The organism is Stenotrophomonas geniculata ATCC 19374 = JCM 13324 (assembly GCF_001431625.1).
GTDB lineage: Bacteria > Pseudomonadota > Gammaproteobacteria > Xanthomonadales > Xanthomonadaceae > Stenotrophomonas > Stenotrophomonas geniculata.
In genome coordinates this window covers 1-24,332 of the sequence record NZ_LLXT01000113.1, presented here as the reverse complement: position 1 = coordinate 24,332, position 24,332 = coordinate 1, and the positions used below count along the sequence as shown (strand labels likewise).

The 24,332-nt window shown below is 67.7% G+C and carries 24 protein-coding genes; 10 read left to right on the top strand and 14 right to left on the bottom strand.

From position 1 onward, the window contains the following. Positions 1 to 26 precede the first annotated feature (26 nt). Positions 27 to 209 carry a hypothetical protein gene (locus ARC63_RS13105; RefSeq protein WP_010484120.1) on the bottom strand — a complete coding sequence of 61 codons (183 nt, stop codon included), beginning with the start codon at positions 207 to 209 and terminating at the stop codon, positions 27 to 29. A gap of 143 nt (positions 210 to 352) precedes the next feature. Continuing rightward, positions 353 to 730, bottom strand: a complete 378-nt coding sequence (locus tag ARC63_RS13100; protein ID WP_043398903.1) for a hypothetical protein — start codon at positions 728 to 730, stop codon at positions 353 to 355. A gap of 140 nt (positions 731 to 870) precedes the next feature. On the opposite strand from ARC63_RS13100, the gene msrB reads away from it, so the two are divergent. From msrB to ARC63_RS13075, 5 genes are all read left to right on the top strand, one after another. Beyond that, on the top strand, positions 871 to 1,338 hold the full coding sequence (gene msrB / locus ARC63_RS13095) for a peptide-methionine (R)-S-oxide reductase MsrB (RefSeq protein WP_010484122.1): 468 nt from the start codon (positions 871 to 873) through the stop codon (positions 1,336 to 1,338). A 91-nt stretch (positions 1,339 to 1,429) separates the two neighbouring features. After that, a complete protein-coding gene (motA, locus tag ARC63_RS13090) occupies positions 1,430 to 2,284 on the top strand; it encodes a flagellar motor stator protein MotA (protein WP_005407915.1) in 855 nt (284 codons plus the stop codon). Positions 2,285 to 2,287: 3 nt separating this feature from the next. Further along, positions 2,288 to 3,226: a flagellar motor protein MotB gene (gene motB / locus ARC63_RS13085; RefSeq protein WP_057503515.1), complete on the top strand. Its 939-nt coding sequence runs from the start codon at positions 2,288 to 2,290 to the stop codon at positions 3,224 to 3,226. Between the two features lie 97 nt (positions 3,227 to 3,323). After that, complete coding sequence (locus ARC63_RS13080; protein ID WP_010484124.1) at positions 3,324 to 3,812, top strand: hypothetical protein; 489 nt, start codon at positions 3,324 to 3,326, stop codon at positions 3,810 to 3,812. Between the two features lie 13 nt (positions 3,813 to 3,825). Continuing rightward, entirely contained in the window at positions 3,826 to 4,101 is a 276-nt protein-coding gene (locus tag ARC63_RS13075) for a DUF4031 domain-containing protein (RefSeq protein ID WP_057503514.1), read from the top strand. A gap of 91 nt (positions 4,102 to 4,192) precedes the next feature. On the opposite strand, the gene ARC63_RS13070 is transcribed toward ARC63_RS13075, so the two are convergent. Further along, complete coding sequence (locus ARC63_RS13070; protein WP_057503513.1) at positions 4,193 to 4,735, bottom strand: DUF6630 family protein; 543 nt, start codon at positions 4,733 to 4,735, stop codon at positions 4,193 to 4,195. A 90-nt stretch (positions 4,736 to 4,825) separates the two neighbouring features. Here ARC63_RS13070 and ARC63_RS13065 point away from each other — a divergent pair, with 90 nt between their 5' ends. Further along, positions 4,826 to 5,074 carry a DUF3297 family protein gene (locus ARC63_RS13065; RefSeq protein WP_032128750.1) on the top strand — a complete coding sequence of 83 codons (249 nt, stop codon included), beginning with the start codon at positions 4,826 to 4,828 and terminating at the stop codon, positions 5,072 to 5,074. Between the two features lie 148 nt (positions 5,075 to 5,222). Here the strand turns inward: ARC63_RS13065 and ARC63_RS13060 are convergent, their stop codons facing one another. From ARC63_RS13060 to ARC63_RS13050, 3 genes are all read right to left on the bottom strand, one after another. Beyond that, positions 5,223 to 6,872, bottom strand: a complete 1,650-nt coding sequence (locus ARC63_RS13060; protein ID WP_010484128.1) for a Na+/H+ antiporter — start codon at positions 6,870 to 6,872, stop codon at positions 5,223 to 5,225. Positions 6,873 to 6,989: 117 nt separating this feature from the next. Further along, on the bottom strand, positions 6,990 to 7,778 hold the full coding sequence (locus tag ARC63_RS13055; protein WP_057503512.1) for a dioxygenase family protein: 789 nt from the start codon (positions 7,776 to 7,778) through the stop codon (positions 6,990 to 6,992). A 31-nt stretch (positions 7,779 to 7,809) separates the two neighbouring features. After that, positions 7,810 to 8,220: a DoxX family protein gene (locus tag ARC63_RS13050; RefSeq protein ID WP_010484130.1), complete on the bottom strand. Its 411-nt coding sequence runs from the start codon at positions 8,218 to 8,220 to the stop codon at positions 7,810 to 7,812. A 96-nt stretch (positions 8,221 to 8,316) separates the two neighbouring features. On the opposite strand from ARC63_RS13050, the gene ARC63_RS13045 reads away from it, so the two are divergent. Next, positions 8,317 to 9,198, top strand: a complete 882-nt coding sequence (locus tag ARC63_RS13045) for a LysR family transcriptional regulator (RefSeq protein WP_049454392.1) — start codon at positions 8,317 to 8,319, stop codon at positions 9,196 to 9,198. Between the two features lie 47 nt (positions 9,199 to 9,245). Here the strand turns inward: ARC63_RS13045 and ARC63_RS13040 are convergent, their stop codons facing one another. Beyond that, positions 9,246 to 12,308, bottom strand: a complete 3,063-nt coding sequence (locus tag ARC63_RS13040; RefSeq protein WP_057503521.1) for a bifunctional diguanylate cyclase/phosphodiesterase — start codon at positions 12,306 to 12,308, stop codon at positions 9,246 to 9,248. A gap of 176 nt (positions 12,309 to 12,484) precedes the next feature. Between ARC63_RS13040 and ARC63_RS13035 the strand changes: the two genes are divergently transcribed. Continuing rightward, positions 12,485 to 14,596: a M13 family metallopeptidase gene (locus ARC63_RS13035; RefSeq protein WP_057503511.1), complete on the top strand. Its 2,112-nt coding sequence runs from the start codon at positions 12,485 to 12,487 to the stop codon at positions 14,594 to 14,596. A 151-nt stretch (positions 14,597 to 14,747) separates the two neighbouring features. Here ARC63_RS13035 and ARC63_RS13030 read toward each other — a convergent pair whose 3' ends face one another. Both ARC63_RS13030 and ARC63_RS13025 read right to left on the bottom strand, forming a co-directional pair. Further along, positions 14,748 to 15,920: an MFS transporter gene (locus ARC63_RS13030; protein ID WP_057503510.1), complete on the bottom strand. Its 1,173-nt coding sequence runs from the start codon at positions 15,918 to 15,920 to the stop codon at positions 14,748 to 14,750. Further along, positions 15,917 to 17,131 (bottom strand): MFS transporter, encoded by a 1,215-nt coding sequence (locus ARC63_RS13025; RefSeq protein WP_057503509.1) that lies wholly within the window; start codon positions 17,129 to 17,131, stop codon positions 15,917 to 15,919. Before ARC63_RS13025 ends, ARC63_RS13030 begins: the two co-directional genes overlap by 4 nt. Before the next feature lie 133 nt (positions 17,132 to 17,264). Here ARC63_RS13025 and ARC63_RS13020 point away from each other — a divergent pair, with 133 nt between their 5' ends. Then, positions 17,265 to 17,852: a TetR/AcrR family transcriptional regulator gene (locus tag ARC63_RS13020; RefSeq protein WP_057503508.1), complete on the top strand. Its 588-nt coding sequence runs from the start codon at positions 17,265 to 17,267 to the stop codon at positions 17,850 to 17,852. Between the two features lie 111 nt (positions 17,853 to 17,963). Here the strand turns inward: ARC63_RS13020 and ARC63_RS13015 are convergent, their stop codons facing one another. After that, positions 17,964 to 18,893 (bottom strand): oxygenase MpaB family protein, encoded by a 930-nt coding sequence (locus ARC63_RS13015; protein WP_057503507.1) that lies wholly within the window; start codon positions 18,891 to 18,893, stop codon positions 17,964 to 17,966. Between the two features lie 309 nt (positions 18,894 to 19,202). Here ARC63_RS13015 and ARC63_RS13010 point away from each other — a divergent pair, with 309 nt between their 5' ends. Next, entirely contained in the window at positions 19,203 to 19,817 is a 615-nt protein-coding gene (locus ARC63_RS13010; RefSeq protein WP_010484135.1) for a hypothetical protein, read from the top strand. 39 nt (positions 19,818 to 19,856) lie between these two features. Here the strand turns inward: ARC63_RS13010 and ARC63_RS13005 are convergent, their stop codons facing one another. The 4 genes from ARC63_RS13005 to ARC63_RS12990 all read right to left on the bottom strand — a co-directional run bounded on the left by ARC63_RS13005 (position 19,857) and on the right by ARC63_RS12990 (position 24,065). After that, positions 19,857 to 20,201 carry a hypothetical protein gene (locus ARC63_RS13005; RefSeq protein ID WP_057503506.1) on the bottom strand — a complete coding sequence of 115 codons (345 nt, stop codon included), beginning with the start codon at positions 20,199 to 20,201 and terminating at the stop codon, positions 19,857 to 19,859. An 18-nt stretch (positions 20,202 to 20,219) separates the two neighbouring features. Further along, on the bottom strand, positions 20,220 to 20,990 hold the full coding sequence (locus tag ARC63_RS13000) for a LytR/AlgR family response regulator transcription factor (protein WP_010484137.1): 771 nt from the start codon (positions 20,988 to 20,990) through the stop codon (positions 20,220 to 20,222). Next, positions 20,980 to 22,239 (bottom strand): sensor histidine kinase, encoded by a 1,260-nt coding sequence (locus tag ARC63_RS12995; RefSeq protein ID WP_043398922.1) that lies wholly within the window; start codon positions 22,237 to 22,239, stop codon positions 20,980 to 20,982. Before ARC63_RS12995 ends, ARC63_RS13000 begins: the two co-directional genes overlap by 11 nt. 176 nt (positions 22,240 to 22,415) lie before the next feature. After that, a complete protein-coding gene (locus tag ARC63_RS12990; RefSeq protein WP_057503505.1) occupies positions 22,416 to 24,065 on the bottom strand; it encodes a M28 family metallopeptidase in 1,650 nt (549 codons plus the stop codon). Positions 24,066 to 24,332 lie beyond the last annotated feature (267 nt).

The window sequence follows — 24,332 nt, the reverse complement described above, 5'->3', positions numbered from 1 at the left end:
GTGCGGGATCCGACCCCCGGAGTCCGTCAGCGCTGCTGCGGATGCTTCTGCGAGCGCTGTTCCTGCTGCTTGCCGCCCTTGTGCGGCTGCGGCTCCATCTGCTGCTGTTGTTGCTGCTGTTGCTGCTGCGGGTTGCGGCCCTGCGGTTCCTTGCCGGGATGACGGTTCTGCTGGTTTTTCATGATCGCGATCCAGTGGACGAAGGACATGCGGCGGCGGAATGCCAGCGCAGGGCCACGGTGGTCCCGGAACGGTTAATCGCAGGCGAAAAAGCAGTGATCGCCAAGAGGCTGTTTTCGTGCGTTCAGCCCGCACGACGCGCAGGAGCTGCCAACCTTGCTTGGCCCATAGGTCAGCGCCTGATCTGCTGGCCATCACCGGCAGGCACGCTGTCGTAATAACGGCCTGTACGCGAGTCGAACACGCGGTTCGGGCCGGCCGGGCGCACGCCAGGCACGATGCGGCCATTGCGGTCATAGACCTTGTCGGCCGGCTTCGGTACCGGCGCCGGCGCGATCCGGGCGGGGCCGGTGGACTTGATCGGCTGTGCCGGCTGCGGCGACGGCAGCACCTGCGGCTGCGGGCGGGCAGCCTGTGGCGGAGGTGCCACCGGTTGCGGTGCCACGGTGGTGGCACTGCGGGTGGCGGTCGGGCTCGACGACGTCGGTACCTGGGCCTGCGCAACCAGGGGCAGCAGGCCCATCAACAGCAGGGGAAGGCTCGGTTTCATGTCACGCTCCGGCGTGGATCGCATTCACCTTGCGCCTGCACCTGTGTGCCGCCCATGAACGGCCATCACACTTGCAAGCGCGCGCCGGCACCCCCACGTTTTCCGGCATCCCCAGGCCATCGACCCCACGGAGCGCCGCCATGACCGCCTTCGACCTGACGCCCCCCACCGCCACCCAGACCGAGGCGCTGGTCGCCGGCCTCAGCGGCGAAGAACGCCGCGTACTGCTGCAGCACGGCACCGAGGCGCCGTTCTGCGGCGTATTCCTCGACAACAAGCGCGAGGGCGTCTACTGCTGCCGTCTGTGCGCACTGCCGCTGTTCCGCTCCAGCACCAAGTTCGATTCCGGCACCGGCTGGCCCAGCTTCTTTGCCCCGTTCGACCCGGCGCACGTGCGCGAGATCCGCGATACCAGCCACGGCATGGTGCGCACCGAGATCACCTGCGCGCGCTGCGGCAGCCATCTGGGCCACGTGTTCCCGGACGGTCCGCCGCCCACCTACGAGCGCCACTGCCTGAACTCCGTCTCACTTTCGTTCACCGGCAATGGCGAGCCCTGGCCCGATCCGTTGCAGCGTGGCGGCGCAGAAAGCGGCGTGGCGGGCTGAAACATTCCGCTGACCGGTTTCACAGAATTCCCTCTTCAGAAAACCGGGCGACGGGCCGACAAGGAGATATCCCCTCTCCTTGCGTCGCCCCATGCTCATCATCGTTGGATTCCTGGTCGTCATCATCAGCGTGATCGGGGGCTATCTCGGTGCCCACGGCCGCCTGGGTGCCCTCTGGCAGCCCTACGAGCTGGTCATCATCGGCGGCGCCGCGCTCGGCGCCTTCCTGGTCGGCACCCCGGCCAAGACGGTCAAGCAGACCCTGCAGGCCATGGTCGGCGTGTTCAAGGGCCCGCGCTACAAGCAGCAGGACTACATCGACGTCCTCAGCCTGCTCTATGAGCTGCTCAACAAGGCCCGCCGCGAAGGCTTCATGGCCCTGGAAGACCATGTCGAGCGGCCGGCCGAGAGCGCGCTGTTCGGCAACTACCCCAAGGTACAGGCCGACCACCACCTGATCGACTTCATCACCGACTGCCTGCGCCTGATGATCGGCAGCAACATCGAGCCGCACGAGCTGGAGCCGCTGCTGGAACTGGAGCTGGAAAAGCACCATGCCGAGGCCATGGCGCCGTCGCAGGTGCTGACCAAGGTCGCCGACGGATTGCCCGGTTTCGGCATCGTGGCGGCGGTGCTGGGCATCGTCATCACCATGGGCTCGATTGGTGGCGACATCGTCGAGGTCGGTGGCCACGTCGCCGGTGCGCTGGTCGGCACCTTCCTCGGCATCCTGCTGGGCTACGGTTTCGTCGGCCCGATGGCGGCCGCGATGGAGGCCCGCGCCGAGCAGGACAGCCGCATCTACGAATCGGTGAAGACCGCCCTGCTGGCCTGCCTGCGCGGCTACAACCCGAAGATCGCACTGGAGTTCGCCCGCAAGACGCTGCCGTCGAACGTGCGCCCGGCCTTCTCCGATTTCGAGCAGCACCTGAAGACGGTCAAGTAAGCCATGGCCGAGACCAAGCCCACCGTCATCGTCCGCCGGGTCAAGAAGGCCGGCCACGCCGCCCATCATGGCGGTTCGTGGAAGGTGGCCTATGCCGACTTCGTGACCGCGATGATGGCGTTCTTCCTGGTGCTGTGGCTGATGGCCACCACCAACAAGAACGACCGTGCTGCCATTTCCGAGTACTTCCGCAACCCCAGCCCGCTGAGCGGGCAGAACGCCACGCCGGCACCCGGCATGGCCGGCCCGGGCGGCGCCAGCACCTCGATGATCAAGCTGGGCGGTGCCACCGACGTTTCGCGTGGCAACAGCAACGATCCCTTCCAGAACCAGAAGGAAGCAGTACCGCAGCCGGTGGACCAGCAGCAGCGCGACAAGCAGCAGCTGGAACAGCTGATGAAGGAGCTGCAGGAAGCGATCAGCAGGAGCCAGGCGCTGGAACCGTTCAAGGACCAGCTGCTGCTGGACCTGACCCCGGAGGGCCTGCGCATCCAGATCGTGGACAAGCAGAACCGGCCGATGTTCGACCTTGGCAGCGCCACGCTGAAGCCGTACACGCAGCAGATCCTGCACGAGCTGGCCGAGTACCTGAACCATGTGCCGAACCGGATCAGCCTGACCGGTCACACCGACATCACCGCCTATTCCGCCGCTCGCGGCTATGGCAACTGGGAACTGAGCGCCGACCGTGCAAATGCCGCACGCCGCGCGCTGATCGATGGTGGCCTGGACGACAGCAAGATCACCCGCGTGGTCGGCCTGTCTTCGTCAGTGCTGTTCGACAAGGTCGACCCGCAGAACCCGATCAACCGCCGCATCAGCATCGTGGTGATGACCCAGGCCGCCGAAGCGGCCGCCCTGGCCGGTGCCGGGCCACAGGTGGGGCTGTCGGCGCCGACCGCCGACCCGGACGTGCAGGCCGCGCAGGGTGAGGCGAACTGAACCGGGGTCAGATCCCTTTCCCCTGGAAAGGGATCTGACCCCACCTGCGTGCGGCCGCTACAATGGCGGTCTTTCCGTTTCCAGGTGACCCCACCCCATGTCCCAGAACTCCAAGGCCAAGCGCGACAAGCGCAAGAAGCAGCAGGCCAAGCGTCCGTTCCTCCGCCTGAACGCCCAGCAGCAGGTGCAGAACCATGCCGTGCTGACCAACGAAGACGGCCAGGTGGTCGCGGCCATCGGCCTGCAGGGCCGTGAGTGGCTGCTGGCCATCGGTGGCCAGACCATGGGCAACGCCGAAAACCCGGTGCCGATGCTGGCCATGCTCAAGCACCTGTCCAACGTGCAGGAAAAGGAAGGCCGCAAGGTCAACCTGGAGTACTCCGAGCTGCTGCAGAAGCTGCTGGACACCCTGGCAGCCGAATCCGAGCAGACCGCTGACGAGTACCTGGACAAGCTGGTCGCCGAGTTCGAGACCGTGGAAGCCGAAGAAGGCGAAGAAGCCGCTGAGGCCGCCGAAGGCGAAGTGGTTGAAGCTGCTGCCGAGGCCACTCCGGCCGCTGACAGCGACAGCAAGCCGCAGGCCTGAACCGGCCGCGGCGGTGACGGTCTACGTCGATGACGCGGTGCATCCCTGGCGCGGACAGCGCTGGGCGCACCTGATGGCCGACACCCTGGCCGAGCTGCACGCGATGGCGGCGCAGCTCGGCATTCCACCGCTGGCCTTCCAGAACAAGGCCAGCGGTGCGCACTACGATGTCACTTCCGAGCTGCGCGCGCAGGCCATCGCGCTCGGTGCGCGGGCGATTTCCCGGCACGCTGACCGCGACCTGGTCAAAGCGGTGATTGCCAACGCCAGGGCGCAGTACCGGCCGTAGTGCGTGGTGTGCTCGCCGGGCATGGCCCGGCGCTACCACGGGCTGGCGGAACAGGTAGCGCCGGGCCATGCCCGGCGGGTCGGATCATCGATCAGAACGGGTCGCTGCCCAGGCGGATTTCCACGTTCAGCAGCGAGCACAGCGCCAGCATCGCGTCGTCGTCGCGGGTCAATGCCATCACGCCGGTGAAACCGTCGCTGCCGGCATCCACGCTCCACAGCGTGTAGTTGTGCTCGCGCAGGCGGTCGAAGGCGGTGGACATCAGCTGCACGCCGTCCAGGTCTTCGGCGAAATCCTCGTCGTCCAGGTCGCCACCCCAGTCCAGCTGCAGGTTGAAGCGCGCCGACAGCTCGTTCACCGCCGACTGCAGCGAATCCAGATCATCACGTTCCACCTCGAAACCGGACTGCCAGGCAATGGCCGTGAACAGGGCCGGCAGCCAGTCACTGTCTGTCTCCAGCGGCTGCCCGTCCTCGGCCAGGTGCTCGCGCCAGCGGTTGAACTGCTGCAGGGCCAGCTCTTCGTCGCCCGGGTTGATCAGCACCAGCAGGTTCCAGACGCGGGCCTCGAAGCCGTCTTCGTCGAAGTCGTGGATGTCTTCCTCGAAGTCGAAATAGTCGCTGTTGTCGGGCATGGCGGAACTTCCTCTGGGGCAGGCCGGCATTCTACGGTTTATCCTGTGCCGCTGAAGCCGGCCTTGGTGGCCGTCACTGTGAATGAAGCGATGAGCGATACCCCTCCCGACCACCTGGCGATCAACCCGGCCAGCCCCTTCCATGATGCGCAGGCGCTGGAGCGCGGCGTCGGCGTGCGTTTCAACGACGTCGAGCGCGACAACGTCGAGGAATACTCGGTCAGCGAAGGCTGGATCCGCGTGCAGGCCGGCAAGGCCCGCGACCGCCGCGGCAACCCGATGACCATCAAGGTCAAGGGCAAGGTCGAGGCGTATTTCCTGGACCAGAAACCGGAATAACCGGCACCGGCATGTAGAGCCGAGCCTGTGCTCGGCTGCTTTTCGTTCCGGGTTCATGACGCCTGAAGCAAGCGTAGCCGAGCATGGGCTCGGCTCTACATGCCAGGGCGGAATCCGCGTCAGCGTCAGCAACGCCCGGTCCCAGGCATCATTCGCGCTTGCGCGACTCCAGCAGGTCCAGGTTGCGGATCAGGCGCCGCGAGATCTCATCGGAGATCACCCCGCGCCGGGTCAACCGGAACAGCTCCTCGCGCTCGGCATTGAGGCCGGCGCTGCGCAGCTGGCGGTAGCCCATTTCCATGCGTCGCACCTTCTCCGGGTCCACGTCGGGCCCCTCGCTGTCGCGCTCCAGGTGGCGCTGGTACAGCAGACTCACCCGCGACGCGGCGTCGTTGTACAGCTGCACGTTCTCGGTGTTCTGGTTCATCACCAGCTGCTGGCGCATGCGCTCGACCCCGGCCAGCGCCGCCTTCGACGACAGCCGGCGCGCCAGGTCCTCTTCCTTGCGTTCACCCGAATCGGCCGGCAGCTGCAGGCCCTTCAGCAGCTGCGGCAGCGCGATGCTGGCGCCGAGCAGCGAGAACAGGATCACCGAGGCGGCCAGGAAGATCACCAGGTCACGTGCCGGGAACGCACTGCCATCAGGCAGGAACAGCGGCAGGGTCAACACGCCGGCCAGGGTGATCGCACCGCGCACACCGGCCACCGAGGTCGCCACCACGATGCGCCAGTTCGGTGCCTCGCCCCGCTCCAGGCCGCGACGGCGCGCGCGCAGCAGGTTCCAGCGCAGCGACAGCCACACCCACAACAGGCGCAGCACGACCAGCGCCAGATTGATCACCACCACATACACCAGCAGCCACCACGCACTCTGGTGGCCGGTCTCGTTCATGGTGGTGGTGGCGCGTTCGACGATGCCTGGCAGCTGCTCGCCCAGCAGCACGAACATGATGCCGTTGAAGCTGAACTGCAGCATGTTCCAGACCCCGGCACGCTGCACGCGCATGCTGCCGGAGACGCGGCCGGTCAGCTCGACATAGCTCATCGCGATACCTGCGGCGACCGCGGCGAGGATGCCGGAGGCGTGGATCTCTTCGGCCAGCAGGTAGGCCGCGAACGGAATGAGCAGGTTGACCAGCATCGCCGCGCCCGGCTCTTCGCCGAAGCGGCGCCACAGCCAGCGCTGGAAGGTCGACACACCAAGGGTGACCGCCACGCCCACCGCAAGGCCGGCCACGGCCACCCACACGAAGGTCAGCGAGGCCGTGGCCAGCGAGAACGTGCCGGTCATCACCGCAGCCACCGCGAACCGGAAGCAGACCAGGCCCGATGCATCGTTGAGCAGCGACTCGCCTTCCAGGATGTGCATCAGGCGCTTGGGAATCGGCGCCTTGGAGGCGATCGCACCCACTGCCACAGGATCGGTCGGCGACACGATCGCCGCCAGCGCGAAGCACACCGCCAGCGGCATCACCGGAATCAGCCAGTGGATCAGGAAGCCGGCGCCGATGACGGTGAACACCACCAGGCCGAACGCCAGCTCGAGGATCGCGCCCTTGTCGCGGAACAGGCCCTGCTTGGGAATGCGCCAGCCATCCAGGAACAGCAGCGGCGGCAGGAACAGCAGGAAGAACACTTCCGGCTCCAGCGCGTGGCCGCGGTTGAACACCCCGGCGATCACCGCGCCCAGGCCGATCTGCACCAGCGGCAGCGGCAACGAGAACGGGAGGACGCGAACCAGGTAGCCGCTGGCGACAACGGCCACCAGCATCGCCAGGACGACTTCAATGGTATGCATGCTTCTTCCAGGAAGCGGCGCGCGGGGAGGCTCGAAGGCCAGCGCCGGAAACCCGGAAAAAACTACCACATGCGGCCACGACCGCGATGGCCGGGGCCGCCGCGCGTCAGCCCCGGCTCATGCCCCGTCGAAGCGGTACAGATCCATGGCGAGGAAGCCGGCATCGATGCCGGCGTCGATGCGGCGTGCACCGAAACCACCCTCGCCGGCCGCGCCCATCGCAAAGAACAGCGGCAGCAGGTGCTCGTCGGTCGGGTGCGCACGTTCGGCGAACGGCGCCTGCCGGCGGTAATCGAGCAGGGCCTGGCGGTCATCGGCGGCCAGGCGCTGCTCCACCCACTCGACGAAGGGGCGCACGTAAGGCGCTTCCTTGCCGTCCTGGTAGTCGCCCCAGTCGTGCAGGTTGTGGGTGATGCTGCCCGAGCCGACCAGCAGCACGCCCTGCTCGCGCAGCGGCGCCAGCGCGCGGCCCAGCGCGAACTGGTGCTCGGGACCCAGCAGCGGCTGGATTGACAGCGGTACCACCGGGATGTCGGCCTGCGGGCGCAGCAGCCGCAGCGGCACCCACGCACCGTGGTCCAGGCCACGCTGCGGGTCGAGTGCCACCGGCAGGCCGGCAGCGGCGATGCGGCCGGCCACTTCTTCGGCCAGCGCCGGATCACCCGGCACCGGGTACTGCAGTTCGAACAGCGCGCGCGGGAAGCCACCGAAGTCGTGGATGGTGGGCGGCTGCGGATGCGCGCCGACCAGCGGCTGCCGGCCCAGCCAGTGCGCCGAGGCCATCACGATGGCACGCGGCGTGGGCAGGTCGCGCGCCAGCTCGGCCAGGCGCATACCGACCTGGCCCGGATGCAGGGCAGTCATCGGCGAACCATGGGAGATGTACAGCGAAGGCAGGCGGGACATGGAATGCTCCAGTTGCAGGATCAGGCGGCGATCAGCGCGAACGCAGGGTCCACTTGCCATCGCCGACCAGGAACAGCACCACCAGCGCCAGTGCCCAGAACGCCGGGTATTCCCAGCCGCCGCCGGCATTGGCGAAACCGAAGCCGTTGGCGCCGTGCACGGTGACGATGGTGCCCAGCAGCAGCGGTACGCCGACCAGGCCCACCCAGCGCGCATAGACGCCCAGCAGCAGCGCGACAGTGATCACCAGCTCGACGCCGATGGTGAGGTAGCCGAGCACGCCGGGCAGGCCCAGCGACTCGAAGTACGCCGCCGTGCCGGCCGGGGTGAATACCAGCAGCTTGGTCAGCGCATGGGCCAGGAACAGCACGCCCAGGGCCAGGCGCAGCAGGGTGGCGCCATACGGCGCCAGCGGCGAAACAGGAGCGGTCGTGGTGTGCATGGCAAAGCACCTTGAAGGGAGTGGGCACAGGTTATTGCGCCTTCACGGACTGATAAATACGATCGATTGACCGTATTTATTTCAAAAGGCGCAACAATGGATACCCTCGAGGCGATGCGCGTGTTCGTGGCGGTGGTCGAGCGCAATGGCTTCAGCGCCGCCGCCCAGGCTCTGGACATGTCCACCGCCGGCGTCACCCGCCAGGTCGCCGCGCTGGAAAAGCGCCTGTCCACCCGCCTGCTCCACCGCACCACGCGCCGGGTCAGCCCGACCAGTGCCGGCGCCGCCTACTACGCCCAGTGCGTGCGCCTGTTGGCCGAGTTCGACGCGCTGGAGGCCAGCATCGGTGCGCAGGCGCTGGAGCCCTCGGGCACGCTGCGCATCAACGCACCGGTCAGCTGGGGCATCGCCCGTCTCGGCCCGCTGCTGGCCAGCTACCGCGAACGCTTCCCGCAGGTGGAACTGGACCTGGCCCTGTCCGACCGCCTGGTGGACATGGTCGAGGAAGGCTACGACGTGGCCATCCGCATCACCCGCGAGCCCAGCCCCACGCTGATCGCACGCCGCCTGGGCGAATCGCGGGTGAGCCTGTGCGCCGCGCCGGCCTACCTGGCCGCACGCGGCACCCCACAGACCCCGCAGGACCTGCAGGCACACGCGTGCCTGGGCTACAGCTACTGGGCCGCCGGCAACAACTGGCCGCTGCAGGGGCCCGGCGGTGAGGTGAAGGTGGCGGTGAACAGCCTGCTGCACGCCAACAACGGCGACGTGCTGCGCGAAGCCGCGATTGCTGGCATGGGCGTGATCCTGCAGCCGGATTTCCTGCTGGAAGACGCGCTGGCCGATGGTCGCCTGGTGCGCATCCTGCCGGAGTGGGAAGCCTCGCCGATCGGCATCTTCGCGGTCTACACCAGCCGCAGCCACCTGGCACCGAAGGTGCGCAGTTTCATCGATCATCTGGTCGAAACCGGGGTGTAGACGAGTCTGGTGTTTGCCGGCCAGCGACCGGCAAATCCGAGATCCGCTCAGGCAGCGACTTCGTCCAGCGCATCGATGATCCGTTCGAGCGGTGCCGGCCGCCCCAGCAGGTAGCCCTGCACCTGGTCGCAGCCATGCGCCGCCAGCCAGTCCAGCTGCCCCGGCGTTTCCACGCCCTCGGCGATGATGGTCAGGCCCATGCTGTGGCCCAGCGACAACAGCGCGCGGCAGATCGAGGCATTGCGCGGATTGGTTTCCACGTCGGCGACGAAGCTGCGGTCGATCTTCAGGATGTCCAGCGGCAGGTGCTGCAGGTAGGACATGCTGGAATAGCCGGTGCCGAAATCATCCAGCGACACGCTGATGCCCTGCTCGTGCAGGCGCTGCATGGTCTGCATCGCCTGCGCCGGCTTGCGCATCAGGCTGCTCTCGGTCAGCTCCACGTGCAGGGCACCGCGGGCCAGGCCGAAGTCCTGCTGGGCACGGGTGAATTCGGCCACCAGGTCGCTGTTGAAGAACTGCACCGCCGATACATTGACCGCGATCGGCAGCTCGCCCCAACCGGCCTCGACCAGCCGGCGCTGCGCTTTCGCCGCCGCGCGGATCACCCAGCGGCCCAGCGCGAGGATCAGCCCGGTCTCCTCGCACAGCTGGATGAACTCGTTGGGCGGGATGAAGCTGCCGTCGGCCTGCGGCCAGCGCAGCAGCGCCTCCAAGGCGGCCGGGGTGCCATCGCTGGCATGCCGGATCGGCTGGAAATAGAGCTGGAATTCGTTGTCGATGGCGGCATGGATGCGCCCGGCCAGGCGCAGCCGGTCGGCCAGCCGTGTGGTCACCGCCGCATCGAACCAGACCACGACGTTGCCCTCGGCGCGCGCGGCGTGTGCGGCCTGTGCAGCCATACCGATCACCTGCTCGGCGCTGTGGCCGTCACCGGCGGTGTGCACGGCCACGCCGATACGCGGCTCGAACTGGTGCAGTGAATCCTTGCCGCGCATCGGCGCCGACACGATCTGCAGCAGGTCGTCCAGCACGCGCAGGGTATCGTGCTCGGCACCGATGGCCAGCACGAAGTCCTCGGCTGGCTGGAAGGCCAGCGTGCCACAGCGCGCGCCCAGGCCACCGAGCCGGGTCGCCATCGACTGCAGCACCGCATCGCCGATCTCGCGGCCCAGCGTATCGGCCACCAGCTGCAGGCCGCGCAGCTGCACGAAGGCGATGGTGTAACCCTGTTCCTGCTCATCCAGCTGTTCGGTCAACGCACGCACGTTGAGCAGGCCGGTGGCCGGGTTGTGCCGTGCCTGATAGGCCAGGTCGCGCTCGTAGGCCAGCCGTTCGCTCACATCCTCGGCCAGCACCAGGCAGGCCGGCTGGCCATCGAAATCGAGCTTGGACAGGTGCGCGCGCACTTCGAACACGCTGCCATCCTTGCGCCGGTGCAGGCGCACGGTAGCGTCCTGCAGTTCGCCGACACGTGCTCTGGCGATCGCACCCTTCACCTCGTCCCAACCTTCGCGCGGGCGGATGTCGAGGATGCTCATCGCCAGGAACTCCTCGCGACTGTAGCCGTACTGGCGCACGGCGGCATCGTTGACCTCGATGAAGCGCAGCGTGTCCGGATCGAACACCCAGAACGGCGCCGGATTGCGGTCGAACAACAGGCGGAAGCGGCGTTCCACCTCGCTCATCTGCTCGCGGGCCTGGTAGCGCTCGCTGAGGTCGGTCAGCGCGCCGATCATGCGGCGCTCGCTGTCGGCCACCTCCACCCGCTGCCCACGTGCGCCCACCCAGCGCACTGCGCCCCCGGGCAGTACCAGGCGGAACACCTGGTCGAGCACCGCGCCACCGGCGAAGGCCTGGTCGAAGGCCTGCTGCAGGCGCGCCGCGTCATCACGATGCACGCGCGCGAAGAAATCGGCCACCGGCAGCGCATCGGTCTGCACGCCGAAGATCTCGCGCGCCAGCGGCGACCAGCGCAGCAGCGCAGCGTCCTCGTCCACGTACCAGGTGCAGACGCGCCCGACCTGATGGGCCAGGCGCAGCTCGGCGTGACCCGTCTTCAGCTCCTCGGCCATTGCCTGCTGGCTGCGGGTGCTGCGGCGCACGGCATACAGCAGCACCAGCAACACCGCGATGTAGGCCAGTACGATGGCCACCGATGCCTGCAGGTAGGGCCACCAGGGCGCGAGCACGTCCTCGTCGGCCAGGCCGACCTGCACCGCCAGCGGGCTGCGTTCCAGCGTGCTGATGGTGATGATGCGCGGCACGCCGTCGACGACGCCCGGCATGCTGCCCAGTTCGACCACCGCCTGCTTGCCGAGCAGGTCGCGGCGCGGCAGGTCATAGCGGCGGCCCACCGTGCCATGCGGATCGGGTACGCGGGCCAGCATGTAGCCCTCGGCATCGCTGATCGAGACCAGTCCGTTCGGGCCAACATCGAGCCCGCCGACGATGCGCTGCAGTTCGCCACAGCGCAGCCGCGCCAGCAGCCAGCGTTCATCGGCCATCGGCAGCGCCAGCGGCACCACCCAGCCACCGTCGCTGGCGCGCTGCGGCGGTCCGATGTACAGCGAACTGCCCAGGCCGCGGCGCTGCGGATCGGTCCATAGCGGCAGGTTCAGGTCCCCGTTGCCGACCGTGAGGGCGCGGCCATAGCTGTCCAGCACCACGATGCTGTGCAGCTCGGCATGCCGGCGCAGCACGCCGCCGATGGAGGCATCCAGCAGCGCCGGCGCCTGCGCGGGCACACTGCGGAACACTTCAACGGCATCGGCGGCGATGCCGGACATCGCCCGCTCCAGGTTGCGCAACTCCAGCGCCAGCAGGCGCTCGCTGCCCACCGCCAGCGCACGGCTCTGGCGCTGCGCGGCCTCCAGCCGGCGGTGATGGTCGTTGGCCAGCATGGTGGCCAACCCGGCCACCAACAGAATGCCCAGCAACACCCCGCCCCAGGTAATGGCGCGCAGCGGCCGGGCCAACGCCCGTTTCAGCGCGGGCATCGGTTGGTCTTCCTTGTGCAGTCGGCTGGCTTCATGCGCGAACGAATCCTCCACGTCCCCGACCTCAACGGCCGGCGGACGCCATTCTTGACGCCTGACCCCACCCCGCATGGCCACCTCCCCGTGCCCGCGCAGGGTTCCCGGGCCCAGCATGCACCACCCCGGTGACGGCGTGAAGATCGCTTCCGCGCGTTCAGCCAGATCCCGCACAGGGCAGGTGCCACAACGGGAGGGCCAGCCGGGGCGGAGCGGATTAGACTTGGGGTTTTCCGCTGCAAGAGAAGTCCATGTCCAAGCTGCGCCGTCCCACCCTGGCACTGGCCATTGTTGCCAGCCTGACCCTGGCCGCCTGCGACCGCCCGGCCGATCCGGCCGCTGGCAACGCCAAGCCCGCCGAAGCTGCGCCCGCTGCGGCCAAGCCGATGCTGGGCAGCTTCGGCTTCGATGCCAGCGGCATGGACCGCAGCATTGCCGCCGGTGATGACTTCTTCGGCTTCGCCAACGGCACCTGGGTGAAGAACACCGAGATCCCGGCCGACCGCTCGCGCTTCGGCAGCTTCAACGTCATTGCCGAGAAGACCCTGGCCGACACCCGCGCCATTCTTGAGGGCGCCGCCGGCAACACCCAGGCCAGCGGTGACGACAAGCTGATCGGCGACTACTACGCTGCTTACATGGACGAGGCCGGCATCGAGCAGCACGGCATTGCGCCGGTACAGCCGCAGCTGAAGGCGATCGACGCGATCGCCGACAAGGCCGGCCTGGCCCGTGCCCTGGGCGGCGACGTGCGTGCCGACGTCGACCTGCTCAATGCGACCAACTTCTACACCGACCGCCTGTTCGGCCTGTGGGTGTCGGTGGACCTGCTGCAGCCGGACCGCAACGCGCCGTACCTGGTGCAGGGCGGCCTGGGCATGCCCGACCGCGACTTCTACCTGGGCGGTGGCCGCATGGCCGAGCTGCGCAAGCAGTACCAGGCCTACATCGCACAGATGCTGCAGCTGGCCGGCGTCGCCGATCCGGCGGGCAAGGCACAGCGCATTCTCGCGCTGGAAACGAAGATCGCGCAGGCGCACGCCACCCAGGAAGAAACCAATGACGTGACCAAGGGTGCCAATCCGTGGACCCAGGCCGACTTCAATGCGAAGGCGCCGGGCATGGACTGGAGCACCTTCCTCGACGCGGCCGCACTGGGCAAGCAGCAGGACTTCATCGTCTGGCAGCCCAAGGCCGTGGCCGGCCTGTCCAAGCTGGTCGCCACCGAGCCGCTGGATGCCTGGAAGGACTACCTGGCCTTCCACGCGCTGGACCGCGCCGCTGCCTACCTGCCGAAGAAGTTCGCCGATGCCCGCTTCGCCTTCCACGGCACCGCGCTGAGCGGCACGCCGCAGCAGAGCGACCGCTGGAAGCGTGCGGTGGACGACGCCAACCATGCCGTCGGCGAAGCGATCGGCAAGCGTTACGTCGAGAAGCACTTCGACGCCAGGACCAAGGAACGCGCGGACGAGATGGCGAAGAACATCATCGCCGCCTTCGCCAAGCGCATCGATGCGCTCGCGTGGATGTCGCCGCAGACCAAGGCCAGCGCCAAGGCCAAGGTGGCCGGCCTGACCGTGGGCATGGGCTACCCGGAAAAGTGGCGTGATTACACTGGCCTGGAGATCCGCCGTGATGACGCGCTGGGCAATGCGCAGCGCGCCGAACTGTTCGAGTACCAGCGCAACATCGCCAAGCTGGGCAAGGCAGTCGACCACAGCGAGTGGGCGATGCTGCCGCAGACCATCAACGCGATGAACGTGCCGCTGGAGAACCGCCTGGTGTTCCCGGCCGCGATCCTGCAGCCGCCGTTCTTCGACGGTGCCGCCGACGACGCGGTGAACTACGGTGCGATCGGCGCAGTGATCGGCCACGAGATCAGCCACGGCTTCGACAACGCCGGCGCGCTGTTCGACGAAACCGGCAAGCTGCACAACTGGTGGACCGCCGAGGACCTGAAGCAGTTCAACGCCGCCGGTGATGCGCTGGCCGCGCAGTTCAGCAGCTACGAGCCGTTCCCGGGCGTGCATGTGAACGGCAAGCTGACCCTGGGCGAGAACATCGCCGACGTGGCCGGCCTGGGCACCGCCTACGATGCCTACCAGCTGTCGCTGCAGGGCAAGCCGGGCCAGACCCTGGAAGGCTTTACCCCGGACCAGCGCTTCTTCCTCGGCTTCGCCCAGGCGTGGCGCAGCAAGAGCCGCGAACAGGCGCTGCGCAACTCGCTGCTGACCGATGTGCATGCACCGGGCCAGTTCCGCGCTCTCACCGTGCGCAACATCGACGCCTGGTACCCGGCGTTTGAAGTGAAGGAAGGCCAGAAGCTGTACCTGGCCCCGGACAAGCGGGTCAAGGTGTGGTGATGTGACCGGAACGGGCGCCACAAGGCGCCCGTTTCATTTCCCGGTAGCGGCCAACCTGGGTCGGCACATGCCGCGGCTCTGGTGGGTGCCAACCTTGGTTGGCACATGCCCCGCTCCGGTGGGTGCCAACCTTGGTTGGCACGGCGCGGATCTACCTGCGGGTGGTGGCAACCATCAGCAGCGCACTCCCCGCCAACATCGCCGCAGCCCACAGCGTGGCGTGCAGCCCGATGCCATCCAGCAGCCGTCCACCGCCCCACGCCCCGAGCGCGATGCCGGTGTTGAACACCCCCACATACAGCGCGGTGGCGATCTCCACGGCCTGCGGCGCCGCTTTCAACATCCAGCTCATCAGGCCCACCGATACACCGCCATAGGCCAGGCCCCACAGCAGCAGCACCGCGATGCCAGCGGACGGTGTGTTTCCCACCCACAGGAACAACAGCGGCGTCAGCAGCAGGCCCGATGCGATCGCCAGCACCGTGCCACGTGGATGGCGTGCTGCCAGTGGCCCGGTGATGAAGTTGCCGGCGATGCCGGCCAGGCCGTAGGCAAACAGCAGTGCACCGATCCACGACGCATCCACGCTGGAGACGGACGTCAGCAGCGGCCGCACATAGGTGAAGGCGATGAAGTGCCCGGACACCAGCAGCACGGTCAGCCACAGGCCACGCCGCAGGTCGCGCTGGCCAAGCTGCTGCACGAACTGCCGCAGCCGCACCGATGTACTGACAGGCAATACAGGCACCACCCGCAGATGCAGCAGCATCACCGCCGCACTGAACAACGCCATCGCCACGAACGCGCTGCGCCAGCCCAATGCATCCCCGATCAGCGCGCCCAGCGGCACGCCCAGCACCGAAGCGGCGGCCACGCCACCGAAGATGATCGAGGTGGCCATGCCGGTGCGGTGAGCCGGCACCAGTCGCGCGGCCAGCCCACCGGCGATGGCCCAGATGCCGCCCATGCAGAACCCCACCAGCACGCGCGCGGCCAACAGCCAGCCGATGCCCGGTGCCAGTGCCGACGCAAGGTTGGCGACCAGCAGAAGCGCGAGCAGCGCGCACAGGATGCGACGGCGATCGATGCCACCGGCTGCGATCACCACCAGCGGTGCGAACACTGCCGCCAGCAGGGCCGGCAGCGAGATCATCAGACCGGCGGTACCAGTGGACGCGCCGAGATCTTCGGCGATAGGGGTCAGCAGGCCCACCGGCAGCATTTCGGTGGTGACCACCGAGAAGGTGGCGAGGCCGACGGCGGAAACTGCCCACCACGGATGGCGGGGCACAGACGCGGCGTGCGCAGGCGAGGAAGCGCTCACGGGATGATTCCTTCAGCGGATGTGGACGCGGCGGACGGGCGCAGTGCACGTTGCGCGAGCATGGCGAACAGCAGCACGGCAACGCCTGCGAGCAGCGCAACGACAAAGCCGCTGCGCACGCCCCCTGCATCAACGCTCTGTCCGGACAGCGCCGCGCCCAGCGCCACGCCGATGTTCAATCCGGCCAGCAACCAGGTCATGCCCTCGGTCAGGCGCGATTCGGGCACGTGCTGTTCGACCAGCGACATCGCCACGATCATCGTCGGCGCGAAGAACACCCCGGCCAGCAGCACGGCAACGGCCAGTGCAGGCAGGTTGCCCACCCACAGCAACGGCAACGTGGTCAGTGCGGTGGCCGCTGCGCCGGCCAGCAACAGGCGCGGCAACGGTGCCTGCAGCTTCAGTGCACCGAACAGCAGGCCCGCTGTGCAGCTGCCCAGCGCATAGGCCGACAGCACCGCGCTGGCGGCAAGCGGCTTGCCCCGCTCTTCGGCGAACGCCACGCTGGTGATGTCAACGGTGCCGACAATCACGCCCATCGCCAGCATCAGCAACGCCAGCAAGCGGATCTCCGGCTGCCGTAGCAACGAACGCGAGGGTACGTCACCTTCGCGGTGCTGCAGCGGCGGCTCGGTGCCACGCTGCATTACCAGTGCGGCCACTCCAATCACCAGCAGCAATGCTGCCGCCAGCACGCCCGCCTGCGGCCACACCGCAACCGACAATCCCACCGACAGCGGTGGCCCGGCGATGAAGGTCACCTCGTCGAACACGGTCTCCAGCGAATACGCGGTCTGCAGCTGCGGGCGGCCGCGATGGATCGCGGTCCAGCGCGCGCGCACCATCGCCGACACGCTGGGCATGCAGCCGGCCAGCATCGCCGCAATGAACAGCGTCCAGTCCGGCGCGGCCAGCAGCGTGCACGCGAGCAGCAACAGCAGCCCCGCCGCACTGGCCGCCGTGGCCCACGGCAGCACCCTGCCCTGGCCCCGGTGGTCAACCCAGCGCGACACCTGCGGTGACAGCAGCGCGTAGGTCAGCACGAACGTGGCCGACACCGCACCAGCCAGTGCATAGCTGCCGCGCAGCTGGGACAGCAGGGTGATGATGCCGATACCGGTCATCGGCAGCGGCAGGCGTGCCAGCAACCCGGCCAGGGCGAGGCCGGCGGTGCCGGGGGCCGCGAACAGGTCGCGATAGGGGGTGGCCATCAGGATCTCCAGGGCAGCGACTTGCCTGGCGCACGGCGCGCCACGACAATACATACAGAGCGTATGAATAAGAGGCTACATTCATACGCGCCGTATGTAAATAATCATGCACTGTGTATGTAAGGAGCTCCGGATGGTTCGTCGCACCCGCGCCGAGATGGAAGAAACCCGCGCCACCCTGCTGACCACCGCCCGCCGGGTGTTCAGCACGCATGGCTATGCCGCCACCTCGATGGACGACCTGACCGCCCAGGCCGGGCTAACCCGTGGCGCGCTGTACCACCACTTCGGCGACAAGAAGGGCCTGCTGGCAGCGGTGGTCGCGCAGCTGGATGCCGAGACCGACCAGCGCCTGCAGGCGATCAGCGACGGCGCCGACGATGCCTGGGAGGGTTTCGTGCAGCGGTGTCGCGCCTATCTTGAGATGGCACTGGAGCCGGAGATCCAGCGCATCGTGCTGCGCGATGCGCGCGCGGTGCTGGGTGGCGCCTCACCGGAATCGCAGCGCCACTGCGTGCACTCGATGCAGCACCTGATCGAACTTCTGGTTGCGCAGGGCGTGGTGGCGCCGGTGGATGCGCAGGCGCTGGCGTCGCTGATCTACGGCAGCCTGGCCGAGGCCGCGTTCTGGATCACCGACGGCGAAGATGGCGACACGCGCCTGCGGCAGGCGACGGCGGCGCTGGAGATGCTGTTGCGTGGATTGAAGTCGGCCGGGTGAAGCGCATCCACGCACGGCGTGGATCTACCGCGGAATCCGCTCGGGTAGATGCCAACCTTGGTTGGCGCCACTACGGCACCGCGCGAAATGCGTGCCAACCAAGGTTGGCACCTACCAGGCAACCGCGGGCCACTCGCGCAGGACGTTCACCGGCACGCCCATGCGCGTGCAGGCGCGGCTGGCGAGGCCATCGGGCAGCGCGTGGCGGAACAGCGGCGCCATGCCCTGCATCAACTTCGCTGAAGCTGCCGCCTGCGCACGCTGGCGACCATTGCGTTCCAGCATGCCCTCGGCCCAGTCCGGCAGCAGCGCCGCGCCTGCACCCAGGAACACTTCGCGCGACAGCCCCGGCACCGGTACCGGCAGGCGCACGCCGGACAAGACCTCCAGCACTTCGCGCGAGCGCTCATCCACGCGCAGTTCCGGTTGCCGCGCGCAGAAGTACGCCGCCACTTCTGCCTCACTGCGCGGTACATCCACCGCGCCCAGTGCCTCGGCCACGCAGCGGTACTCCTCGTAGTAGCGGTCGGCGATGTGCGCCGGCACCTCGCGCCCGTAGCGTCGGAACCCCTGCAGGAAACCGAAGGCTTCGGTCACGTGCACCCAGGTCAGCAACTGCGGATCGTCGGCGGCGTAGGGCTCGCCCTGCGCGGTCTGGCCGCGGATCTGCGCATGGATGCGGCGCACCCTGGCCACCAGCGCCTCCACCTCGCCGCTGGGCGCATAGCTGGTGCCGGCAACGAAGGCCGTGGTGCGGCGCAGCCGACCCACCAGGTCCTGGCGGAAATTGGAGTGGTCATAGACCCCGGCCAGCGCGCGCGGGTGCAGGGTCTGCAGCATCAGCGCGCAGAGGCCACCGGCCAGCATCGAGGGGAACTCGGCGTGCAGCCGCCAGGTGACGCTGTCCGGGCCGAACCAGCCCGGATCGCCCTGCGGATGGTCGTAGTCGATACCACTCTGGCCGCGCGGGAAGGCGTCCAGTACCCAGCGTCGGATCGGCGCCGTGACGGGGCGGGAGAGTGGCTGCAGCAAAGCCGGCATCACAGGTCCAGGAGAGGCGGAAGAACAGTCGCGTCTTGCGCGGTTGGCTCCGATTCTCGGCGATCACGCCTCCGGCGGCGAGCCTCCCCGCTCAGCGACGGTTTCATGTGCGGTCGCAGCACGTTTCACCCTGCGACATCCTGTCGCAGGTCGTGACTACGATGCTGCATCGCATCAATTTTCACTCCCACCGGTCAAACCCTTGCGCCGCTTGGCATTGCCCCCATTGCACGGCTCGCTGGAAGTGCTAGAACTGGATCCGCCACACCGTCCAATGCTGATCGACGCACGTTCCACAAGGAGCCAGCCATGATTGCCTTGTTCAAGGGTTTGGGAATTCTGCTTCGCGACAACGAGCTCTACAGCAGCCCGTTCGACAAACAGGTGGCGCACTGGCGCAACCTCAGCGAGCAGCAGATCCGCGATGAAGTGGCTGTGCTGGCCCAGGCCAAGTGCCAGTGGCTGATCGCCTCGATCGTCGGCTGGCAGGCGGCCTCGCTGCTGATCCTGGGCCTGATCGCCAACTACCTGTGGCGCGACGACTTCCATATCACCTTCACCCGCGTGGTGATCGTGTTCGGCTCGTGGGTGTCGATCCTGTTCGTGATCTGGTTCATGGCCAACATGTTCGATCAGCAGGCCGGCTTCGAGCGCTGGATGAAGGCGTTCAACAGCCGCGCCCGCATCAGTTCCAAGGCCGACAGCGTCGAGCACGTGGCCGAGGCGCTTGACCTGGCCGAGCACTATCCGGAAGTGCTGGACTACAAGCAGGCGGTCACCGCCAAACGCGAGCTGCGCCACGAGGACATCCGCATCATGACCGAGATCGGGCGCATGAAGCAGCACTCCGAACTGGTCGGCCGCCTGAACCATGTGGGCGAGAACGAGCACCACCACGACCTGACACTGCAGCCTGCCTACTGACCCTTCAGGGAAGCGGGGGGACCCACACTGCCACCGTGATCACTCACGGTGGCATTGTTCTATCGGGTCCTGGCTGACGCACTGGTGGAAGCCGCTGGGCAGGTCACGCATCGCCTCGGTCTTCCCCACCGCCACGGCAAACCGGCGCAATGGTGGCGTCGCACACGCGGCGTCGGTACTGCACGCTGGGTCCAGCACCAGGTAGTGGCATTGGCCACTACTGCTGGCGATGCACTGGAACCGTGCCTCGCCGTCGACCACGCTGCCCTTGCTGTAAAGCGTGTCCACGCCGTTGGCACGGGTGCGGGTGATCGAGGTATTGCTGGATTTCTCACAGCCGGCCAACGACAACGCAGCGATGCAGGCAAACAGGAACAGGCGCATGGTGCCTCCAGGATGCGGCTACATGCCGCGGAACAGGCTCATGAAAGGTTGGCTGACCACCAGCGTCTCCGTGCGCCCACGCAGGCGCAGCACGCCGCGCCCGGTATCGTCGCGGCTGACCGCCGCCACCGCCTTCATGTTGACGATGGTCGAGCGATGGATCTGGCGGAAATGCTGCGGGTCGAGCACTTCCAGCAGTTCGCGCAGCGGCGTGCGCAACAGGCTCTCGCCGGCAGCGGTCACCACGGTGGTGTACTTGTTGTCGGCACGGAAGTAGGCCACGTCTTCCAGCATGATCAGCTGCGTCTCGCGGCCGTTGCTGGCGGTGATCCAGGCCAATGGCGGGCGCTCTGCCGCACCCTGCGATGGCCCCAGGCGCCGCAGCAGGCGCTCGAGTACGGCATCGTCCTGGCGCGTTGATGGCAGCCGCGACAGAATGCGTTCGCGGGTGGCCAGCAGGCGCTCGTCGCTGACCGGCTTCAGCAGGTAATCCATCGCGCCCTGCTCGAACGCGTCGATGGCGTACTGGTCGTAGGCGGTGACGAACACCACCTGGGTGCGCGGGCTCAGCTCGGACAGCGAACGGGCTACTTCAATGCCACTGATGCCGGGCATGCGAATGTCGAGGAAGGCGATGTCCGGCTGCTTCTCGGCCAGCTGCTCCAGTGCACTGGCGCCATCCTCGCACTCGGCCACCAGCTTCAGGTCCGGCCACAACCGGCCCAGCTGCTCGACCAGCGACTGCCGCAGCAGTTCCTCGTCTTCGGCAATGAGCGCCTCAAGCGGCATGGCTGCGCTCCTTGTTCGACTGCGGCAGGGTCATGGTTGCGGCCACGCCGCTGGGGAAGTTGGCGACGATCGCCACGCCGGCCTGCTCACCGCAGGTCAGGCGCAGGCGCTCGCGCAGGTTCTTCAGGCCGATGCCGGTACCGCTGGTGCCCTGGCCGAAGCCGAGGCCATCATCGGCCACCGTCACCGTCACATGGTCATCGAAGCCACGCGCCAGGATCCAGATCGTGCCACCGCCGGGCTTGGGTTCCAGGCCATGCTTGATCGCGTTCTCCACCAGCGTCTGCAGCGCCATCGCCGGCAGCTGCACGCCGTGCAGCTCGTTCGGCACCTGCACCTCCACCCCCAGCCGTGCGCCCATGCGGATACGCAGGATCTCCAGGTAGGCACGGGTGCGCTCCAGCTCCACGCCCAGCGTGGACAGCGATTCGTCCACCTGTGGCAACGAGCTGCGCAGGTACTGGATCAGGTGGCCCAGCATCTGGTCGGCACGTGCCGGGTCGGTGCGGGTCAGCACCTGCGCGTTGGCCAGCGTGTTGTAGAGGAAGTGCGGTTCCACCTGCGCATGCAGCAGATTCAACCGGGCCACCGACAGTTCCTTTTCCACCTGGGTCTGCTCGGCCGCGGCCTGCTCGTCGCGACGTTGGTCGGCAACACGGCGGCTGATCGCGCGGGTGACCGCTTCGGCGTTCTCGAAGTTGCTGCCCTCATCCAGCGCCAGCAGGTCGGCCCACCAGCCGGCATCCGGTTCAAACAGCAGGGTGACGGTACTGGTGCCCTGCCCCGGCGTGACCGTCGCCAGCACGCTGTTGCGCTTGATCGCCAGCCGAGCCGGCAGATTCCAGCGCGACGGCTGGCGGCCGTTCCAGGCATCCACGCGGCGCACGTAGGCCCGTACCTGCAGGCTGCCGGCCGAACTTTCCACGTCTTCAACGCGCGGCAGTTCGGCGATGGCCGCTTCCACCACCGAGAATGCCTGGCCGGCATCCATCGGCAGTTCTACCTGGCGGCGCTGGCGGCCGGAGAGCGTGGTCGAATCCAGCCGACCGGCGACCAGCCAGACTCGGCGTACATGGGTAATCGCGCTGCCCAGCGCGGAAATCATCAGGAACATCGCCAGCAGGCCGAAGATCCAGCCCGGGCCATCGTTCATGCCGCTGAAGATGCCGCTCCAGACCATGCCGGCGACAAACAGCGCCGCAGCCCAGGCCAGCAGGTGACGAAGCAGGAGAGAGAGGCTGGCAAACACGGCGGCGCCTTGGAGGAAGGGGGTGAGCCGAGCATAGGGCGGCCCGCCGGGCAAACAAGCGGGCTGCGACGAAGGGCCCGAAAGCGGGGATGGAAGCCGTTACGGAAACGCCGGGCACGGCCCGGCGTTTCCGGGCGAGGGCAATGCCGGCCAGCGGCCGGCACTACCGAACGCCGTTATTTGCGCTGGTCGGCGCTGGCGTCACGCACGGCGCGGAACGACTCGTCCCTGCTCCAGTTCGGCCAGCTGCGCGAATTGGCCAGCTGGTTGCCCAGCGTGTACAGCACTTCCAGGTCGCGGGCGGCACCGGCGAACACCCAGTCCGGTTGCCATTCGTCGCCCTGCTGGTGGTAACGCTTGGCGGTGTAGTCCTCGGAGGCCTTCTTGCCCGCGGCCACGCCGCCATCCACCCAGTCCTGGCCGGCCGACCAGGACAGCGCCGGCACGCCACGCTTGGCGAACGGGAAGTGATCGGAGCGGAAGAACAGACCGGCTTCCGGCTTCGGGTCCGGCGTGTAGCGGATGTCCCAGCCCTTGGCCACGTCCTTCAGCTGATCCAGCAGCTCGAAGCGCGCGGCGCCGTAGATGCCGAAATCACGCGACGGCCCGAACGGTGCCATGCCATCCATGTTGATCACCGCCACGGTCTTTTCCAGCGGGTACAGCGGATGGGTGGCGTAGTACTCCGAACCCAGCAGGCCCTTTTCCTCGGCGGTGACCGCCAGGAACAGCACCGAGCGCTCGGGGCGCTTGCCCTTGGCGAAGCCGCGCGCCAGTTCGATCAGCGATGCGGTGCCACTGGCGTTGTCCAGTGCGCCATTGAAGATCCGGTCGCCACGCGCGTCCGGCTCGCCCACGCCGATGTGGTCCCAGTGCGCGCTGTAGACGATGGTCTCGTCCGGGTGGCGGCTGCCTTCCAGGCGCGCGGCCACGTTGTGCGAGGTGATCACTTCGGTCTTCACCGCGTACTTCGCGTCCAGGCTGGCGCCGGTCAGCGGCACCGGGGTGAAGTCGCGCTGCTGCGCCTTCTTCTTCAGCGCTTCGAAGTCCTGCCCGGCCGAGCGGAACAGCTCCACGGCCAGGTCGCGCTGGATCCAGCCTTCCAGCAGCGGGTGGCTGTCGGCCGGGTTGTCACGCACCACGTCGAACATGGTGTTGGTGTTGGAGCCGGCCACGGTGGCCCAGCCGTACGACGCCGGTGCGGTCTCGTGCACGATCAGCACGCCCAGCGCGCCCTGGCGGGCACCTTCTTCGTACTTGTAGGTCCAACGGCCGTAGTAGGTCATGCCCTTGCCGTCGAAGTCGCCCTGGCCGGTCTCGAAGTCCGGATCGTTGATCAGCACGACGGCGATCTTGCCCTTCAGGTCCACGCCCTTGAAGTCGTCCCAGTTGCGCTCCGGGGCCTTCACGCCGTAGCCGAGGAACACCAGCGGCGCCTTGCTGATATCGACGTTGCTGGCGCCGTTCATGGCGGCGCGCACGGCGATCTGCTTGCCCTGCTCCAGCGGCAGGGTCTTGCCGCCCTGGTGCAGCGCCAGCTGCGGTGCGCCGACGATGTCGCCCTTGCGCAGCGGCACGGCCTGGGTCCACAGGCGCTTGCCATCCTTGAGGTCACCGCCCGGCTGCAGGCCGGCATCGGCGAACTGCTTGCTGAGGAAGGCGATGGTCTTCTCTTCGCCGGCGGTGGCCGGGGAGCGGCCTTCGTAGGCGTCGGAGGCCAGTTCCTTGACGTCGGCGGAGATCCGCGCGCCGTCGAATTTCGGGGTGGCGGCCATCAGTGCGCTCGACACTGACAAGGCCAGCAGGCCCAGTGCTACTCGCTTCATTGCTCTCTCCAGCAGGGAAATCTCTCTGGAGTGTAATGGGATTCGGCAGGGCTGCGCCCTGCACCTGCCGAAGCCAGGGCAGCAGCAACAGCTGGAGCAACAGCAACAGCAGAAGCAGGCATTCGGTGGGATGACGGGGTGGGTCCGGTTGCGGGGGACGCCGTAAACCCCCAGACCGGCCCAGCCGCTGGCGGCTGTGCGTTCAGGCGCTCGCGAAGCAGTGCTTCGCAAGCAAAGCGCCCTCACCCCTGGGGGCTTGGCCGCGGC

Coding starts and splice junctions, on each gene's coding strand:
- ARC63_RS13045 (WP_049454392.1), top strand. CDS start 8,317: ATGGATACCCTCGAGGCGATGCGCGTGTTCGTGGCGGTGGTCGAGCGC.
- ARC63_RS13010 (WP_010484135.1), top strand. CDS start 19,203: ATGATTGCCTTGTTCAAGGGTTTGGGAATTCTGCTTCGCGACAACGAG.
- msrB (WP_010484122.1), top strand. CDS start 871: ATGACCGCCTTCGACCTGACGCCCCCCACCGCCACCCAGACCGAGGCG.
- ARC63_RS12990 (WP_057503505.1), bottom strand. CDS start 24,065: ATGAAGCGAGTAGCACTGGGCCTGCTGGCCTTGTCAGTGTCGAGCGCA.
- ARC63_RS13080 (WP_010484124.1), top strand. CDS start 3,324: ATGTCCCAGAACTCCAAGGCCAAGCGCGACAAGCGCAAGAAGCAGCAG.
- ARC63_RS13100 (WP_043398903.1), bottom strand. CDS start 730: ATGAAACCGAGCCTTCCCCTGCTGTTGATGGGCCTGCTGCCCCTGGTT.
- ARC63_RS13000 (WP_010484137.1), bottom strand. CDS start 20,990: ATGCCGCTTGAGGCGCTCATTGCCGAAGACGAGGAACTGCTGCGGCAG.
- ARC63_RS13040 (WP_057503521.1), bottom strand. CDS start 12,308: ATGCGGGGTGGGGTCAGGCGTCAAGAATGGCGTCCGCCGGCCGTTGAG.
- ARC63_RS13060 (WP_010484128.1), bottom strand. CDS start 6,872: ATGCATACCATTGAAGTCGTCCTGGCGATGCTGGTGGCCGTTGTCGCC.
- ARC63_RS13025 (WP_057503509.1), bottom strand. CDS start 17,131: ATGGCCACCCCCTATCGCGACCTGTTCGCGGCCCCCGGCACCGCCGGC.
- ARC63_RS13065 (WP_032128750.1), top strand. CDS start 4,826: ATGAGCGATACCCCTCCCGACCACCTGGCGATCAACCCGGCCAGCCCC.
- ARC63_RS13020 (WP_057503508.1), top strand. CDS start 17,265: ATGGTTCGTCGCACCCGCGCCGAGATGGAAGAAACCCGCGCCACCCTG.
- ARC63_RS13005 (WP_057503506.1), bottom strand. CDS start 20,201: ATGCGCCTGTTCCTGTTTGCCTGCATCGCTGCGTTGTCGTTGGCCGGC.
- ARC63_RS13035 (WP_057503511.1), top strand. CDS start 12,485: ATGTCCAAGCTGCGCCGTCCCACCCTGGCACTGGCCATTGTTGCCAGC.
- ARC63_RS13105 (WP_010484120.1), bottom strand. CDS start 209: ATGTCCTTCGTCCACTGGATCGCGATCATGAAAAACCAGCAGAACCGT.
- motA (WP_005407915.1), top strand. CDS start 1,430: ATGCTCATCATCGTTGGATTCCTGGTCGTCATCATCAGCGTGATCGGG.
- ARC63_RS13055 (WP_057503512.1), bottom strand. CDS start 7,778: ATGTCCCGCCTGCCTTCGCTGTACATCTCCCATGGTTCGCCGATGACT.
- ARC63_RS13070 (WP_057503513.1), bottom strand. CDS start 4,735: ATGCCCGACAACAGCGACTATTTCGACTTCGAGGAAGACATCCACGAC.
- ARC63_RS13015 (WP_057503507.1), bottom strand. CDS start 18,893: ATGCCGGCTTTGCTGCAGCCACTCTCCCGCCCCGTCACGGCGCCGATC.
- motB (WP_057503515.1), top strand. CDS start 2,288: ATGGCCGAGACCAAGCCCACCGTCATCGTCCGCCGGGTCAAGAAGGCC.
- ARC63_RS13050 (WP_010484130.1), bottom strand. CDS start 8,220: ATGCACACCACGACCGCTCCTGTTTCGCCGCTGGCGCCGTATGGCGCC.